Origin of the sequence: Methylocapsa sp. S129, from assembly GCF_009765995.1 — a bacterium.
In the GTDB taxonomy this organism is placed as follows: Bacteria; Pseudomonadota; Alphaproteobacteria; order Rhizobiales; family Beijerinckiaceae; genus Roseiarcus.
This window is the reverse complement of the sequence record NZ_LMUI01000016.1, coordinates 232,970-249,718: the sequence shown is the minus strand read 5'-3', so window position 1 is coordinate 249,718 and position 16,749 is coordinate 232,970. Positions and strand designations below refer to the sequence as shown.

12 protein-coding genes and 1 tRNA gene are annotated in these 16,749 nt (G+C 62.6%); 3 read left to right on the top strand and 10 right to left on the bottom strand.

What is annotated here, in order from left to right; all coding sequences use genetic code 11:
* Positions 1-38: 38 nt before the first annotated feature.
* The 6 genes from GSQ90_RS10465 to GSQ90_RS10440 all read right to left on the bottom strand — a co-directional run bounded on the left by GSQ90_RS10465 (position 39) and on the right by GSQ90_RS10440 (position 8,512).
* Positions 39-1,541 carry a sugar ABC transporter ATP-binding protein gene (locus GSQ90_RS10465; protein ID WP_158814769.1) on the bottom strand — a complete coding sequence of 501 codons (1,503 nt, stop codon included), beginning with the start codon at positions 1,539-1,541 and terminating at the stop codon, positions 39-41.
* The gene (locus tag GSQ90_RS10460) at positions 1,538-2,641 is read right to left on the bottom strand and encodes a strictosidine synthase (RefSeq protein ID WP_158814768.1); all 1,104 of its coding nucleotides are present in this window, start codon (positions 2,639-2,641) and stop codon (positions 1,538-1,540) included. The genes GSQ90_RS10465 and GSQ90_RS10460 overlap by 4 nt, the downstream gene beginning before the upstream one ends.
* Positions 2,638-4,758 (bottom strand): SMP-30/gluconolactonase/LRE family protein, encoded by a 2,121-nt coding sequence (locus tag GSQ90_RS10455; protein WP_158814767.1) that lies wholly within the window; start codon positions 4,756-4,758, stop codon positions 2,638-2,640. The genes GSQ90_RS10460 and GSQ90_RS10455 overlap by 4 nt, the downstream gene beginning before the upstream one ends.
* A 74-nt stretch (positions 4,759-4,832) precedes the next feature.
* Complete coding sequence (locus tag GSQ90_RS10450; protein ID WP_158814766.1) at positions 4,833-5,867, bottom strand: sugar ABC transporter substrate-binding protein; 1,035 nt, start codon at positions 5,865-5,867, stop codon at positions 4,833-4,835.
* Between the two features lie 93 nt (positions 5,868-5,960).
* The gene (locus tag GSQ90_RS10445; protein WP_246731513.1) at positions 5,961-6,962 is read right to left on the bottom strand and encodes an ABC transporter permease; all 1,002 of its coding nucleotides are present in this window, start codon (positions 6,960-6,962) and stop codon (positions 5,961-5,963) included.
* Positions 6,959-8,512: a class I adenylate-forming enzyme family protein gene (locus GSQ90_RS10440; RefSeq protein ID WP_210254876.1), complete on the bottom strand. Its 1,554-nt coding sequence runs from the start codon at positions 8,510-8,512 to the stop codon at positions 6,959-6,961. The genes GSQ90_RS10445 and GSQ90_RS10440 overlap by 4 nt, the downstream gene beginning before the upstream one ends.
* 452 nt (positions 8,513-8,964) lie before the next feature.
* Here GSQ90_RS10440 and GSQ90_RS10435 point away from each other — a divergent pair, with 452 nt between their 5' ends.
* Positions 8,965-9,564, top strand: a complete 600-nt coding sequence (locus GSQ90_RS10435) for a helix-turn-helix domain-containing protein (RefSeq protein ID WP_158814764.1) — start codon at positions 8,965-8,967, stop codon at positions 9,562-9,564.
* A gap of 87 nt (positions 9,565-9,651) precedes the next feature.
* Here GSQ90_RS10435 and GSQ90_RS10430 read toward each other — a convergent pair.
* The 4 genes from GSQ90_RS10430 to GSQ90_RS10415 form a co-directional block, all read right to left on the bottom strand.
* Positions 9,652-9,728: transfer RNA gene (locus GSQ90_RS10430), tRNA-Arg, on the bottom strand.
* 134 nt (positions 9,729-9,862) lie between these two features.
* A complete protein-coding gene (locus tag GSQ90_RS10425) occupies positions 9,863-10,762 on the bottom strand; it encodes a GNAT family N-acetyltransferase (protein WP_158814763.1) in 900 nt (299 codons plus the stop codon).
* Positions 10,763-10,819: 57 nt separating this feature from the next.
* A complete protein-coding gene (locus tag GSQ90_RS10420; protein ID WP_158814762.1) occupies positions 10,820-12,646 on the bottom strand; it encodes an ATP-binding protein in 1,827 nt (608 codons plus the stop codon).
* Between the two features lie 187 nt (positions 12,647-12,833).
* Positions 12,834-14,372 (bottom strand): YifB family Mg chelatase-like AAA ATPase, encoded by a 1,539-nt coding sequence (locus GSQ90_RS10415; protein ID WP_158814935.1) that lies wholly within the window; start codon positions 14,370-14,372, stop codon positions 12,834-12,836.
* A 285-nt stretch (positions 14,373-14,657) separates the two neighbouring features.
* Between GSQ90_RS10415 and GSQ90_RS10410 the strand changes: the two genes are divergently transcribed.
* Positions 14,658-15,800 carry a GGDEF domain-containing protein gene (locus tag GSQ90_RS10410; protein WP_158814761.1) on the top strand — a complete coding sequence of 381 codons (1,143 nt, stop codon included), beginning with the start codon at positions 14,658-14,660 and terminating at the stop codon, positions 15,798-15,800.
* Between the two features lie 165 nt (positions 15,801-15,965).
* On the top strand, positions 15,966-16,709 hold the full coding sequence (locus GSQ90_RS10405) for a 16S rRNA (uracil(1498)-N(3))-methyltransferase (RefSeq protein ID WP_158814760.1): 744 nt from the start codon (positions 15,966-15,968) through the stop codon (positions 16,707-16,709).
* The last annotated feature ends 40 nt before the right edge of the window (positions 16,710-16,749 follow it).

Sequence of the window (16,749 nt, the reverse complement as noted above, 5' to 3'; positions counted from 1 at the left end):
AGAAACCATCCCGTCCAAACTGCCGAACGTCCATCAATTCAATGTACCGCTGCGAACATGATTTCTTCCTCGGTTACGTTTCCTGGTGTGAACTCCTCGACGATGCGTCCCTTCTGCGACACAAGAATGCGATCGGAGAGCGACAATATTTCTGGAAGGTAGGAGGAGATCACAACGACGCCGAGCCCTTGATCGGCGAGGCCGTTGATCATCTGATGAATCTCGGCGATCGCGCCGACGTCAACGCCCCGGGTCGGCTCATCGAAGATGACGACCGCCGGCGTCTGCGCCAGCGATTTGGCGATAACGACTTTTTGCTGGTTGCCGCCTGAGAGTTCAATGACCCGCGCTTCCGCGCTGATCGCCTTGATGGAGAGCTTGGCCGTCCATTCTTGCGCCAGCGCCGCCATGTCGGCCATCGAGACAATCAAAGGCGGTCTCTTTCGCGCCGAAAGGACGCCGATCGCAATGTTCTCAGCGATCGACATCGTCTCGAAGAATCCTTCGACCTTCCGATCCTCCGTCACATAGACGATGCCGTCGCGCACCGCTTGTCGCGGGATTCGATAACGCACCGCCCTGTCTTCCAGGCGAATTTCACCGCCGTAGAAGATGTTGCGCTTGGCGATGCCGGCGACGATCTTGGCGGTTTCCGTCCTCCCGGAGCCGATGAGGCCAAACAGCCCCGTAATCTGTCCGGCATAAACGCTGAACGAGGTATTCCGGACCGCATCGCCCATCGAAAGATTCTGCACGCTCAGGAGCTTTCGCCCTGGCGCGCGCGCACTTCGCCGGGTCCGGGGGTCCAGCCCCTCGTTGACAAGCGAACGCCCGACCATGGCGCTCACGATTCGATTCCGGTCGAACTCTCGCGTCGGCCCGGTTGCTATCAGACGACCGTCGCGCAGGACGGTGATCCGTTCCGATATCTCCAGCGCCTCCTCGAGCGCATGCGAAATGAAGACGATCGCGACGCCTTTGGCCGTCAGGCGGCGGACCAGCGCAAAGAAGTGGCGCTTCTCTTCCGGCGTGAGCGAGGCCGTCGGTTCGTCGAAAACAATCAGGCGAGCGTTGTGGCGGACTGCGCGGGCGATCTCGACCATCTGCTTCTTGGCGACGCCCAGCGAAGCGACAGTCGCCCAGGGGTCGACGTTGAAGTTGAGCGATTGCAGGAATTGCTGCGCGGCGATGTAGAGGTTGCGCAGGCGGTTGAAAAATTTCTCGTCGCCGAGGAAGAGATTTTGCGCGACGGTCATCGAGGGTACAAGACTGTTCTCCTGAAAGACCATGTTGATGCCGCGCGCCAACGCGTCGGCGGGGGTTGCAAAGGAAACCGCCGTCCCGTCCACAAGCACTTCGCCGCTGGTTGGCGCCGTGACGCCGGCGAGCACTTTGGTCAGCGTCGACTTGCCGGCGCCGTTTTCACCGAGCAGAGCATGGACTTCGCCCGCGCGCACCGAGAAGTCGACATCCTCGACCGCCGCGACGCCCGCATAGCGTTTGGTCACCGACCGCATCTCAACGAGGGGAGCTGGCGTCATGTCTGGGCTCCTGACGGAGGGAGCGCTATTGCGACGATCGCGTCACCGCCCTTGCTTGTGGCTATGAGGCGACCGCCGACTTCGACGCAGCTCGTGACGCCATGCCGCCGACCGTCCGCGCGACTGTGGAAACTCGATACCGGCCGGAGGTTTGCGTCGAGTTGGACCACGAGGCCATAGGAGCGCGTCGGCGCCCACGGCTTGAGAATGCCGAGTTGTTTGAGGGCGCCCCCCTGGAGCGGCTCCAGGAAGGATTCGGGGGCGTGCAGAGACGGCGCCACCCAAAGATCTGGCGGCATTTCGCGCATCATCCGCTCGCAATAGCGGCGCTCTCTGAGCACGAACTCGATCAATTGGCTGCGCGGAGCGAAGATGGCGATCCAGGCGCCCGCGCCATCCGGGCGCACGACGATGCGCGCGGGATAGCCCGGCAGATCCAGGAGCGCCGGTCTCGAGCCTCCATTCGGCGCAATGGCGACGAGCTGGCTGCGCCAGCTTTCGCTGACCACCAGGTCGCCGTTGCCGACGCGCATGACGCCATAAGGAAAGGCGAGCGCATCGGCGAGGCAACTGGCCTCGCGCCGTCCCAGATGAACGCGCCAGATGGAGCCTGTGGCGCGCCGCTCCATGAGGTCGGCCTTCCAAGCATCTGGCCGATTGTCCTGGCTGCCAAGGCACACGAGCAATGTATCCGTGTCCTCGAAGAGCAGCGCGGTCGGACAGAGAACCGGCCGGTCTCCGCATGTTCGCAGCTCAAGGCCATCATGGACGCCGCCGCGCAAAAGGATCCGGCCATCGACAAGGCCGAGCGCCAGACTTCCATCGACGGCGGCCGCCATACAGGCAATCTCGGCGGGCGCTTCGCCGGCCGGAACGGGCGAGCCGCACGCATCGCCCAATGCGAGAATGGCCCGACCGCTCGTGAACAACACGCGATCGCCTTGAACAACAAGGTTGTCCGGCGCCCCGGCGGCAGTGGCCAGATCGGCGCTCTCGATGAGCTGATTCGGCCGCAACGCGCCATCCATCGGCGGGGTTGTGAGCGAGTAAGCCCCGCTGCCGCGCCACCGATCGGCGAGACGGGACAGAAGCGAACTCATGTCCGGGCCCCCCAATAGGACCCGACGCCAGTCCAGTCGGGGTCGGCGCCGGGAATCCTGTAGCGTCCGATCCTGTTGTTGGAGACGCCGCCGAGATAGAGATAACCCTTATGTTCGCGCATCGACGTGATCATGGGGTGGTTGATTCCGCGCCCGTCCCAGAGGCAATCGACAATCACGCCGGCTTCGTTGAACTTCACGACGCAGCCGGTATTCATGTTCGGGAAGAGCCATTCGTCGGATGCGATCCGTTGCGCCATCCGCCGTCGAAAATTCGGCATGGCGAGTCCAAGATCGAAGGCCGGAGTGCGCATGCCGACCAGCGCCAGCCAGTAATTGCCGTCGGACGCGCGATTGATGTTGTCGGGATAGCCTGGGAGATTTTCGATGACAATCTCGCGGCGGCCGGCCTTGCCGCCGGTGAACCAGTAACGGGAGATCCGGCATCCCCAGGTCTCGGCGAAGAAGAAGGATTCGCCATCATTCGCCATGCAGATTCCATTGGCGAACAGGAGTTTGGAAATCACCGTGCGGGACGACCGGTCGCGCGGATCGTAGCAGATGATCCGCCCGTTGCCGCGCGCCTCCAGCGCATCGACCATCCATTCGGACATATCGAAGCGGATCGTCGCTTCGCTGAAGAAAATCCGCCCGTCCGGCGCGATATCGAGATCGTCGGCAAGACGCATCCTGGAATCGTCGATCACCGACAGCAGGCTGCGGTTGGTTTGGTCGGACAACTTGCTGACGACCCGGTCAGGCGCGATCTTGTAAAGCCCCATGCCAGCGACGCAGACAATGAGGTTTCCCTCGCTGTCGAAGGCCATGCCGAGCGGATGGCCGCCGATATGGGCGAATATTTCCTGTCTGCGATAGTCCGGCGCAATGAAGCGCACGACGTCGCCATGCCGGCTGCCGGTATAGAGATGGTCCGCAGCATCGAGGATCGTGTCCTCCGGCCCGTCCAGTTCTCCAAGGCCGATAAGCTCGACCTCATGCAACCGGTCGTTCACCGCATAGAGAGAGGCCGAGCCCGCCTCGGTCGAGGGCGCAGGAGGAAGCTTGAGATAGGTGGGCGAAACATAGACGCGCGAGAGAAGCTTCGATCGATTCTTGACCCATCGCACATCGATCGCCACAGCGGCGAGCAGGACCACGCCGAGGGCGAAAGACGTAGCGCCGGTTGGGAGGCTCAAGCGGATGAGGCTGCTCGAAACGATGAGCACGGTGATCGCGCCTAGCAGCGCCTTTGCGACCGAGCCGCGCCCGCCGCCCAGGCTGTTGCCGCCCAACACCGCCGCGGTGAGCGCGAGCACCTCAAGACCGACGCCGGTGTCCGAACCGGCGGCGTTGAGCCGCGCCGCATAAAAGACGCCCCCCGCCGCCGCGAGAACGCCGCTCATGACGTAGGTCGTCGCGATCGTGCGGCGAACCGGCAGACCCGCATTGTAAGCCGAGCGCCGCGAGCCGCCGACAGCCAGGATGCGCCATCCCGGCCGCAGACGGGTAAGAAAAAGGTGAGCTGCCGCCGCGACGACCAGCGCGACAATGAGCGCGACGGGTAACCCATGAAACGTATCAAACGAGATGAAATCCCAGATTGGCGACGTGGCGACGGGGTTCGCGACCTTCACCGCATAGGCGAGAATCAGCATGTCGACGATCGAGCGAACGATGATCAAGGTCACAAGGGTCGTCAGAAAAGCCCTGAGCCGGAGATAGCCGACGAGGAAGCCGTTCACGAGCCCGACAAGTCCGCCGCATAGCAGCGCGAGCGCGATGACAACGGGGATCGGCCATCCTAGCATGTTGAACAGCAAGAGCGTGAGGAAATTGGCGAGCGCGAAGACCGAACCAACACTGAGATCGATGCCGCCCGCGAGCATCACGAGCGACATGCCAAGCACAACGAAGATGAGCTCCCCGAGCTCGGCATAGAGAGCGGCGAAGCCTGTCAACGTTACGAGCCCGGGAATCAATGTCCCGAAAACAGCGAGGGTGAGCAGAAGGATCGCGAACGGTATCGCGTTGTCGATCCACGTCTTGGACAGGATTTCGCCCAGGACGTGATCGGGAACGAGGCGATATCGCCAGCGGGTCAGGAACTCGGACAACATGATTGGGGAAACCCACGAACGCCGCGCGGCGCCGTCGGCGGTCCGGGGTCGGATCGCCGACGGCGTGGACAAGCTCAAGGCCCGTATTTCTGAACGTCCGGGAGGCTCCAGCACGCGCCGGTGTAGAGCGTGTCCTTGGTTATCGTTTTGAGCGGCGTATAGAGCGCTTCGGTATGAACGCCGGCGCTTTCAGGTTTGACCTCGAGGAGGCTCCTGACCGTCATCATCAGGTCGCGCGCCTGCCCCTTGGCGTCATAGCTGATGTAAGTGGTGAAAGCGCCGCTGGCGATGTTGTCGCAGGCCGAAGCTTGGTTTCCGCCGCCTGAACTCACGACGTAGACTTGGCCGGTCTTGCCCGCTTCCTTGATGGCCGCGGCGACGCCGACGTCCATATTGTCCCACATGCCGATGAAGGCGCAGAGGTCGGGGTTCGCCTTCAGCACGGTCGTTGCGATCGCGTGCGCTTTGCTCGCATCCCAGTCCGCCGCCTGATTAGAGACGATCTGCACATCGGGATGGTTTTTGAGCACGTCCTGGATGGCCTGGATGCCATATTGGGATGTGGGGTTGGTGAGCACGCCCTGCATGACCGCGATCTTGCCCGATTTTCCGCTGTCCTTTCCGCAGAGTTTGACGACGGCGTTCGTCTGCTTCACGGCGATGTCGTACCAATCGGCGCCGATAAAGGCGTCTCCGTTGGCTCCTGATTTGAGGTTCATGGTCACGACTGGAATGCCCGCCGCATTGGCGCGCTGCACGAGCCGCGTATAGGCCTGGATTTCAGGCGGATGAATCACGAGGACGTCGGGTTTCTCGGCAATGAGCTGCGTGATCGCCTGGGCGCCAGCGTCAACGCTCCAGTTTGGATCGCGGATCGTGAGCTCGTAACCATAGAGCGCCGCATCCTGCTTCAGCCCCGCCGCCCAGGCTTCGGTCAGATCGAACCCCATCGCGATCGGAACAAAGGCGACCTTCTTGCCTTTCAAGGCGGCGTTGGCGCCTTTGACGAGGCCGTCGTCGGGCTCATCAGCCGTCGCGAACGACGCGAAGCTTGCTGTCGCCGCTGCGAGCAACAAGGCGAATCCAAGCTTTTTCAATGTCGATTTCATCGTGAAGTCCTCCCGTTGATTGCATGCCGTTTGCACTGTCGTTTCCTCCTTCTTTCCCGCGATGACCTTTTCCAGGCGGGTATTGAATGCGATCTAGATGTCGCCTTGCTGAGATGTCTGTTCGTCGCGCGGATTGACGAGGGAATCCACGATGATCGCGACGAGCAGAATGAGGCTCTTGATGATGCTTTGCAGCGTGTATTGGACATCCATGATGGTCATGCCGTTTAGAAGCGTCCCGATCAGCAGCGTGCCCACAAGCACGCTGCGAATCTTGCCCTTGCCGCCGCTAAGTCCGATGCCGCCGATGACTACGACCAGGATGACGTCGTAAACGAGGTTCGAGCGCGCAATGCGCGTCTCCATGCTGTCGACCGAGGTCGCCATGACAATGCCGGCGAGGAACGCCACGCCAGCGGACAGTACATATTGCAGGACGATCGTCGGACGGACCGGCACGCCGGTCGTGCGCGCCGCCAACGGATTGTCGCCCATGGCGTAGATGAAACGGCCGGGCAGCGAATGGTGCAGGAAGACATGCATCAGCGCCGCGACGATCCCGAAAAGCACGACGGAGCTCGGGATGCCGACGATCTGGCCGCTCCCAATCCATTTGAACCAGCCGTCCCCGCCAGCCTTCAAGTAAATGAGGTTGTCGTTGAGCAACGCAGCGCGAACGAAGCCATAGGCCGCCGTCCCCATAGCGAGCGTTGCGAAGATTGCCGGTATCTCGACATAGGCGATCAGCATGCCGTTGATCAGGCCGATGACAAGAGCGAGCGCCAGCCCCAGGGCGATCGCGAGCGCGATCGGCATTCCGCCATTGGCCAATTGAAGGGTCGCAGCAACCGAAACAGCCATATTGGCGACGATCGACAAATCGATGCCGCGGCCGATGATCGCCTGGGCCATAGCGAGACCGAGGATGCCCAGAATCGCAACGTTCTGGATCAGCGACAATACATTCGAGGTCGTGAGGAAATTATTCAACGTCACGGAGAAGCCGAGAAAGACGATCGCCGTGATGGCGATCACAATGTTCTCCTGCTGGACATAGCGCCAGGCCGGCTTCCCAGAGGCGGCGAACAGACTCACGGCTTTGTCCCCCCGAAGTCTCGGTCGGCGACTCGTCGCTCAAGAAGATCGCGCCGGATTTTGCCGGTGGCGTTCCTCGACAATTCCTCGTCGGCGATAAAGAGGACGTCTTTGGGCAGCTTGAAGCGGGCGATCCGCCCGTTCAGGAGGTCCATGACGTCGGCGCCGCGGAGCGTCGGATCGCGCGCCACAATCAGCAGGACCGGAATCTCGCCCCATTTCTCATCGCGCTTGCGGACGACAACGGCTTCCGAGACGCGGTCCGAGGCAAGCAATATCCGCTCGATCTCCGCCGGATAGATGTTCTCTCCGCCCGATTTTATGAGGTATTTGCGTCGATCGACGAAATCGAGCGTGCCGTCTGGGTTGCGGACGAAATCGTCGCCCATGTGGAACCAACCGCCGCGAAATTCGCGCGCATTAACCTCCGGAGCATTCCAGTAGCCGCTGAACAAAGTTGGAGAGCGCAGGCTCATCTCGCCAACTTCGCCGACCGCCACCTCTTCATCCTCATCGTTCACCAGCCGGATCTGGCAGAAGGAGCTTTGCAGCTTGGGCTGCGGCGGCAAGACGACGCCGATCGGAATCTTCGACCGGCTGGCCGGTGCAATTCCAGTTTCGGTCGAGCCGAAACTATTAAGAAAAGGCGCCCCGACCAGACGCGTGATCTCTGCAATCTGATGGCCGGGAATCAGGTTCGCCATGCAGCCGGCGGCGGCGACGCCTTTGGCCGCAGTCCCCAGGCGCCGCAGCGCCTCGGACATCCGCTCGATCATCCCCGGCATCAAGACGAACCAGCCGACCGACTCCCGCGCCAGGGTCGCCGCGATCGCCTCGGCGTCGAAGCCGTCGATGATGGTGACCTTGGCTCCCTGGCACAGGGTCGAAAGCGAAGGGTCGGCTGACGCCATGTGGAACAAGGGCGCCCAGGCGATGAAACCCCTGCTGGCGTCGATGGACCAGTCGGCCATCATCGTCATTGCGCGAGCGATCATGGCCCGATGACTGATGAGCGCTCCCTTGGCGGAGCCGGTCGTCCCACTCGTATAGAGGATGAGCAATCCGTCTTCCGGCGCCACCAGACCGACGGGGCTGTCGGAGAGGCCGGGGGCGTCCGCAAGAGCCTTTTCATAACTGTCCTCAAAGACGAGTCTGTCTAGAGTGCTTTGGTCGACATCTTCGAGCGTGGCTTCGAACCGCGGCGACGCAAAGATCAGGATGGGCGAGACGAGAGCGATGCAGCGCGCCAATTCCTCGCCGGTCTGACGCCAGTTCGGGCAAGCGGCGATAAGGCCAAGCTTCGCGCAAGCCAATTGAACTTCCAGATATTCGCAACGGTTCTCCGAAAGGATTGCGACGCGGTCGCCGTGCCGAGCGCCCCGCGCGAGGAGCGCGCCTGCAAGCCTTTCGACCCGCTCGCGGAACGCGCGATAGGTCAGGCGGACGCGCTTGTCCTCGACGGCATACGCGTCGCGATGGACCAGTGTCGCGTCGGCGAACAGGGACCATACCGTAGGTCCTTGAGTAGCCGCTGCGTTGATCAAGCTCACTGGATCCGCTGATCGAAAGTCTGCTCGCACAAGCCTACCGCTCAGATCGATTTGAGAGGGGCGAGACCGGCTCCGATCCAGCCGAGACAAAGAGCGGGCGGACGACGATTTTCCCCAATCTCGGAGCGGGCACCGTCGGTGATGACGGGGATCGCAAACGAATGGCGGATAATCATGAATGATCTCTCCCTGAGGCCGACGAACGGTTGATCCGATCGATATGTTTCATGAATGTTTCCTACAAGAATACTTTCTTGTCAACAGCAACTATGCGAATGTGCCGGAAATGCCGTCGGGGTTGGCTGTTGGCCTCAGGACGCCATGCCAAGAGCGCGAAACGTCGCCTCACAGGGCCGTCGTCGCAGGTTTCGGCCGGGATTTCGGGGATGGGGAAGGAGGCTCACCGTGAGCGTATTTCGGGCGCGTAACGATGTTTTGCCGATGGCGCGGCGATGATTGAGCTGGGAGCAACCCTCAGACGGCTCCGCGAAACAGCCGGCCTCACGCTTTCCCTTGCGGCGAAAAGGGCTGACGTCACAAAGGGCTATTTGTCCAAGGTCGAGCTCGGCAGCGCTGTCCCCTCGATAGCAGTCGTCAGTCGACTCGCGGATGTCTATGGGATCGGGGTCTCCGACATTTTCATAACGCAGGGCGAGCGAACATCGCTGTCAATTGTCCGGGCTGACGAACGCGCGCCAATCAACCGGAATGGAACCGAACTCGGCTACACCTATGAATTGGCTTCGCGACGCATGCTCAATCCACGCGCCGAGGCGTTTTTCTTGACGCTGCCGGTTCTTGGTCACGAGCAGGAGCCGCCGCAATTTAAACATTCCGGCGAAGAGATCATCGTGATGCTCGAAGGCCGGATGAAGTTCGAATATGGAGGAGCCGAAATCATCCTCGGCCCAGGGGATTGCATCCACTTCCAGGCCAATATCGAACATCACGGCGTCGCAATGGACGGCGATCCAGCCAGGGCTTTCGTCGTAGTTGTCCCCGACCGGACGAAAAGCGCTTCCGCCAAGGACAAAGGACGGAGCAAGCCGTAACCAAACCGACGCGTCGACATCATGACAAGATGTGGACGCTCATCGCGGCGACAACCAATTTCAAACCCTTGATTTCAATTAAAATTTTGGCGCACCCGAAGGGATTCGAACCCCTGGCCTCTGCCTTCGGAGGGCAGCGCTCTATCCAGCTGAGCTACGGGTGCGCGATGGCGCCGCAATGGACGACGAGGGCTGAATATCGCATTTTCGCGCAAAGGGGAATTACGTTTTCTCAAATGCGGTTCGAAGACCGGGCCGTGGCGCACGCGTCTGTTCCCGCTGAGGCGCTACCGGAGCGTCACGCCGCAAGGGGGGCAGCCTCATTTCGCGGCGCAAAATAGCGGATGTAGCGTTCCTCGATTTCTGCAATCGGCATGATGACGAACACGTCGGTCGTGCCGAATTTCGGATCGACGACCGCTTGCGCGCCAAATTTCGCGCCAACGCGCCAATAGCCTTTGATCAGCGGCGGCAGCGCGTGAATGGCCGCGCGCGCATCGATCGCGCCGGCTGGCAAGAACGCCATATCGACGCCGCGGCCATTGGCGGCCTCGGCGCTCCATTCCGCATCCGCCGACGCGTTGCGGTTGAGGTAGCTCAACGCCAGAGCGTGATCGGCGGGCCGGGCGCCCTCCAAGCTCGCGCAGCCGAACATCGCGTCGATGCGGTGGTGCTGGACATAGGCCCAAATGCCGCGCCACAAGAGCTCCAGCGTCGGCTTGCCGCGATAGCCCTTGGCGACGCAGGACCGGCCAAGCTCGAGAAAGCGCTTGCCGCGATGGCGCGCGATGAGCGGCGCGATGTCGAATTCGCCGGCGCTATAGAAGCCAAAATTCGCTTCCGCGACATCCTGACGCAAAAGCCGGTAGGCGCCGACGACCTTGGGGGCGCTGCGACGCAACGCCGTCGCATGATCAAGCACGATCAGATGATCGCAAACCCGATCGAAAGCGCATATGTCGCGGCGAATCAGACGCGCGGTCTGATCGGGCGTCGCCCCGCCCTCCTCAAAGAAAACGCGATAGCGCAGTTTCTGCGCCTTGCGGATTTCCTTCTTCGTCGTCGCCAGACGAAGCTCCAGCGAGCCGATCGCGCCAAGACTGGGCCCGAGGCCTCGCAGATCGCGAACGCGGCGCCCAACGCGGGCAAACGCTCGTCTGGCGACGACGCCCGAACCTTCAATCGCTCGCAATGTCATCGAATGCCCTCCGATTCGCTGATCAAGCGAATGTCAGAGCATCTCCATCCCAATCAATTATGACAATGCGGATTGATTGCCGGCCGATTGTTCGTTGGGGGCGTGATTCCTAACCCCCTGATTCGGCGCGTTCTTGCGCCGGGCGCCGTCGATGGCCTCCGCAAGACGCGCGAGATCGACGGGTTTGGTCAGGAAGTCGTCAATGCCGGCGCTGAGGCACGCGCGCCGGTCTTCCTCCATCGCATTGGCGGTCAGCGCGATGATCGGCATCGGCCGCGCGCCCGTTTCCCGCTCGACGCCGCGGATGCCGCGCGAGGCTTCAAAACCGTCGAGGCCCGGCATTTTGATGTCCATCAAGATGATCTCGAATCTGGGCGACTCGCCACGCGCCGCCGCCTCGCCAAGCGTCGCCGCTTCTCGACCGTCATGCGCGCGCACGACGTCAAAGCCCAGCCTTCGCAGGGCCTTTTGAGCGATTGTCGCGTTGATTTCATTGTCTTCTGCGAGAAGCGCGCGCGCCAGGCGTCGGTTCGCCGCAATCGGCGCGCGCGGCGCGACTGGCGCCGGGGACGTTGGAAATTCGCCGGCGAGGCGCTCGAAAAGAGAGCGCGCGCGAACCGGTTTGACGAGCCAGCCATCGAACCCCTGGAGCGAGGTCTGCCCGAAAGCGCGCCGCTCAAACGGCGAAAACAGGACAAGGCTCCTGGGCGCTCCGGCCGCGCGCGCCGCGAGCGCCAGGCGGTTGGTCGCCTCTACGCCCAGCGCGCAATCGACGATGACGACGTCGGGCTGCGGCCCCAAGCTGAGCGCCCGCAACCCCTCCTCCAGCCCTTCGGCCCGGCTGACCGCCGCGCCCGCCTCGCTCAGGCGCGCGGCCATGGCCGGGGCTTCAAATGGCGAATGCGCGATGATCAGCGCGCGCCGGCCGATAAGTCTAGGAGATGCCGGGTCGCTAGCGACCGTCGGCCGCGCCGCTAAATCCTCGGGCAGTGAAATGGCGAAAGAAAAGCATGCGCCGTCGCCGGCGTTGTCGGCCAATGTAAGATCGCCCCCCATCAATGAAACGATGCGCTTCGATATAGCGAGGCCAAGTCCGGCACCCTCGTAATGGCGCGCATTCGAGCCGTCGCCCTGCTCGAAATCTTCAAATATCGTGGCGCGCCGGTCGGGGGCGACGCCGGGCCCCGTATCGACCACCTTGAACAATAAGCGCCGGTCGTCCAGCCGCTCGACGCTGACTCCGATGCCGCCGCTATTGGTGAACTTCACGGCGTTGCCCGCCAGATTGGTCAGCACCTGACGCAGCCGCAGGCCGTCGCCCATAACACGGAGCGGCACATTGGTGGCGATGGAGACGGCGATTTCCAGTCCTTTGCTCTGCGCGCGCGGCGCCATAAGTTCGACGATTCCCTCGACCAGCCGGTGCAGATCGAAGGATTCACAAACCAGATTGAGGCGGCCGGCTTCGATTTTCGAGAAATCCAGGATCTGATCGATCAGGCTGACGAGCGCGGAGCCGGAGCTGCGAATGGCCTCGACATAGCTGGCGTTTTCCGCATCCAAACGGGCCTCGCGCAACAAATCGGCCATGCCCAGAATGCCGCTGAGCGGCGTGCGGATCTCATGACTCATCGTCGCGAGAAAACGGGATTTGGCCTCGCTGGCCGCCTCGGCCCGTTCGCGCGCCGCAACGCCCTCTTTCAGGCGCCACAGCTCGTCGCGCAGCGTTTCGTTCGCCGCTTCAGCGCCTGTCGCCCGCGCCACTGCGAGCCGGTGCAAGCGGGCGAGGCCAAGCGCCAATCCCAAAGCCAGTACGAGACAGGGCGCCGCCTCAATCAACAAGAGGTGGCCCGAGAGCAGCGTCAAAATGCCATTTGCGTCCATGACCAGCGTTCGTCCTTCCGCAAACCCCATTGTCGCGCGCCAGGAGATTGGCAGAGCCCCATTGAGAAACCGTTGCGATAAAGGCCAGATTTGCGCGAAGTGCGAGACCGGGCAGTCGAGGGTCAACTAACGTTGCGGCAGGCTTGGCCTATCGGGGCTCCCGATTGGGCCGGCTACAGGCGCCAGCTCACGCGGCCGCCGCCGCTCTGTCCTGGGCGCCGCGATAAGACAAAGCTTCGGCCAGATGCGGGCGGCGCACAGGGCCGCCGCCATCGAGATCGCTGAGCGTTCGCGCCAGCTTCAGCACGCGATGATAGCCGCGCGCGGAAATTCGCATACGTTCGGCCGCGTCGCGCAGCAAAGCCATCGCGGAGCCGTCGGGCTCGGCGACCTGCTCAACGATTCCGGCGGGCGCCGCGGCGTTGCAACCGATTCCGTCGAGACCCAGCGCCCGATATCGTTCAATCTGGATTTCACGCGCCGCCGCGACTCGCGCCGCCACTTCGGCAGACCCCTCTTTCGGCGCCGGCAGCAGAAGATCGGCGGCCGTCACGGGCGGCACGTCGATCGTCAAATCGAACCGGTCGAGCAGCGGGCCCGACAAACGCCCCTGATATTGCGCCATGCAGCGAATATTGGGCGCCCTGCTGCAGGCATAGCCCGGCTCGCTGGCGTGACCGCAGCGGCACGGGTTCATCGCCGCGACAAGCTGAAAGCGCGCGGGATAAACGATGCGATGATTAGCCCTGGCGATCGCGACTTCCCCGCTCTCGATCGGCTGGCGCAGGCTGTCCAGCGCCTGCGGCTGGAATTCGGGCAATTCGTCGAGAAAAAGCACGCCTTGATGGGCAAGCGAAATCTCGCCGGGCTTGGCGTGAATGCCGCCGCCGACCAGCGCGGCCATCGACGCGGAATGATGAGGCGCGCGAAACGGGCGCCGGTCCGTCAGCGCGCCGCCCGCCAAATGGCCGGCGACCGAATGGATCATCGAGACTTCCAGCAATTCGCGTGGGGTCAGGCGAGGCAGAATCGAAGGCAATCGTTGCGCCAGCATCGACTTGCCGGCCCCCGGCGAACCACTCATCAAGAGATTGTGGCCGCCCGCCGCCGCGACTTCGAGGGCGCGCTTGGCGCTTTCCTGGCCCCTGATATCGCGCATGTCAGGCAGAGGCCCGCCGGCGGCGCGCATGGCGGGCTCCGGCCGGCTCAAAACTTGCGTTCCCTTGAAATGATTGGCCAATTGGATGAGCGAGCGCGGCGCCAATATATCGAGATCGGCGGAGGCCCACGCCGCCTCAGGGCCGCAGGCGGCCGGACAGATAAGGCCCTGCCCTCGCGCATTGGCGGCGATCGCCGCCGGCAAAACGCCAGCGACCGCGCTGATCGCTCCGTCGAGCGCCAATTCGCCGATCACCGTATAGCCCTGCAGCGCATCGGGCGGGATCGCGCCGATCGCCGCCATCACCCCAAGCGCGATCGGCAGATCGTAATGACTGCCTTCCTTGGGCATATCGGCGGGCGCAAGATTGACGGTGATGCGCCTGGCGGGCAAGGCGAGACCCGAGGCGATCAGCGCCGCGCGCACCCGCTCGCGCGATTCGGCGACCGCCTTGTCGCCGAGGCCGACGATCATGAACAGGACATTGCCGCTCGCGATCTGCACCTGAACGTCGATCGGGCGCGCCTCGACGCCCTCAAAAGCCACCGTCGATACGCGCGCGACCATAGCGCCCCCGCTCAAAAGCCAGCCCGCCATTCCCGACGGCGATGACAGGAACATTTGCAGAACAAACGAGACAAGGCAAGCGAAATTGCGCGAGAATCTCAGAGCAAATCGATTCGGCGCACAACGGCCCGCCGCGGCGGCGCGACCAAGACAGGCCAATAAATCATAAGATTTTATCGATAGTTGGACCCGCCCTTCAACAAGACTTCAATCTTATTATGAAAGTTTTGATTTTCTTATTGTTGAGTTCTCAAAAGAGGCAAGGTTGTCGGGCGGGAAATCTGAATGTCTCAGGTCAAACTGCAATCGGACAATGGCGCCGAGGCCGCAAGGTTGCTGCGCAGTCTGAAGCGGACTCAAATCACGATCGCTTTCGCCTATCTCTACGATTCCCTCATGCTGTTTGGCTATTCTGCGGTCGGCTTTGTCGACGTGCGCGTTCCGCTGACCGTCATCGCGCTCTTTGCGCTTCTTGTCGGCGCCGTGCACTGGGCGCACAGCAGCGGATGGAGCCACAGGCAAAAGGACCCCACCCTCTTTCTGCCGCAGCAACTTTACGCCATATCGGTCGCGCTCGGCGTCGCGCTCGTCGCTCCGCAGATCGGCTTTCAGCCTTTCGCGACGCTCTTCGCCATCGGCGCCTTCAGCTTCATGGCGCCCAACACCAGAAGTCTCGCCATTTGCTGGGCCGGCGCCTCCATCGGGGCTGTGGCGGTGATATTCTTCGTCGGACCACGGCTGGCGATGCCGACCTCGTCGCTCGCAGGGCAGGCGTTGACCGGGGGCGTCGTCGTCGGATTGCTGGCGCGCTGCGTCTGGATCGCCACTTTCTTCCGAAAGCTGCAGCGACGCCTCGGCGAAAAGAACAAAGCCCTGAAGGCCGCCATCAACCGCATCGAAGTCCTGGCGAACAGGGACGAACTGACCGGCCTGCCAAATCGGCGATCGATCACGAAATGGCTCGACGAGCAGATTGCGTCATGCGGGCGCACGAGCCTGGCGCTGTCGGTTGCGTTGGTCGACATCGATCATTTCAAACGGATCAACGACGCCTATGGGCACCTGGCCGGCGATCGGGCGTTGCAAATCTTTTCGGAGATCGCCTCTGGCGCGATCCGCGCGACCGACCGGATCGGCCGCTATGGCGGCGAGGAATTCCTGGTCATACTCACGGCGACGACGCTTCACGCCGCGGAAGCATCTCTGGAGCGCCTGCGCGAACGGCTCGCCGGATACGACTGGACGGCCATCGATCCGGATCTGCATGTGACAATCACCATCGGCGTCACCCAATACACACCGGGCGAACCCGTCGAGGAACTGACAAGGCGCGCGGACTTGGCGCTCTATCTTGGCAAGGAATCCGGACGCGATCGCATCGTGCTCGACCCGACATTGGCGGCACGGCCAACCTCCCAGGCCGCGTAGCGTCGGCGTAAAGACGCTGACGGCGTAGCGCCCGATTGTCCTCAAACCCAATCCGCTGAAACAACAGGACGGAACCGGCGCGTTTTTCCAGACGTCGCTGGCGCCCGGCATTCTGCCGGGATGCTATAGGGAGGCTCCCGATTCCAGCCCCTCGCGGAGGCCTTGATGGCGCGCACAGATTTTTCAAGCCCGCGCTTATATGTCGATGCGCCTTTGAATGAAGGCGGCAAAATCGTCCTCACGCCGGAACAGGCGAACTATCTTCTCAACGTGCTGCGCCTGCGCGAGGGCGCGCGCGTTCTGGTCTTCAACGGCCGCGAGGGCGAATTTGTCGCCAGCATCGAAGGCGCGACCCGTAAGAGCGCCGCGCTCGCCATCGGCGCACGCTTGCGAGCGCAGGAATTTGCGCCCGATCTCGACTATCTCTTCGCGCCGCTCAAACATGCGCGCCTGGATTATATGGCGCAAAAGGCGGTGGAAATGGGCGCGCGCCGGCTCAGGCCCGTGATGACGCGTCGAACGCAAGCCAGCCGTATCAATCTCGATCGGCTTCGCGCCAATGCGCAAGAAGCGGCCGAGCAATGCGGGATCATCTGGCTGCCCGAAATATTGGCCGAGGAGACGCTCGATAAAGCGCTCGACGCTTGGCCGGCGCAAAGATTGCTGATCTTTTGCGATGAGGACGCGCCGCAAGCTAATCCCGTTGCGGCGCTCGCCGGCCGGGCGGCGCCGGGCGGCGTCGCCTTGCTGATTGGGCCTGAGGGCGGTTTTGACGAGGCGGAGCGGGCGGCCATTTTGCGCTTGCCTAATGTCCTGCGGCTCTCGCTGGGCCCGCGCATTTTGCGCGCCGACACCGCCGCGGTCGCCGCCCTGGCGCTGATCCAGGCGCAGCTTGGCGACTGGCGCTAGGCAAAATCGCTGTGGCGCCTCGGCAACGCAGGGCGCATAA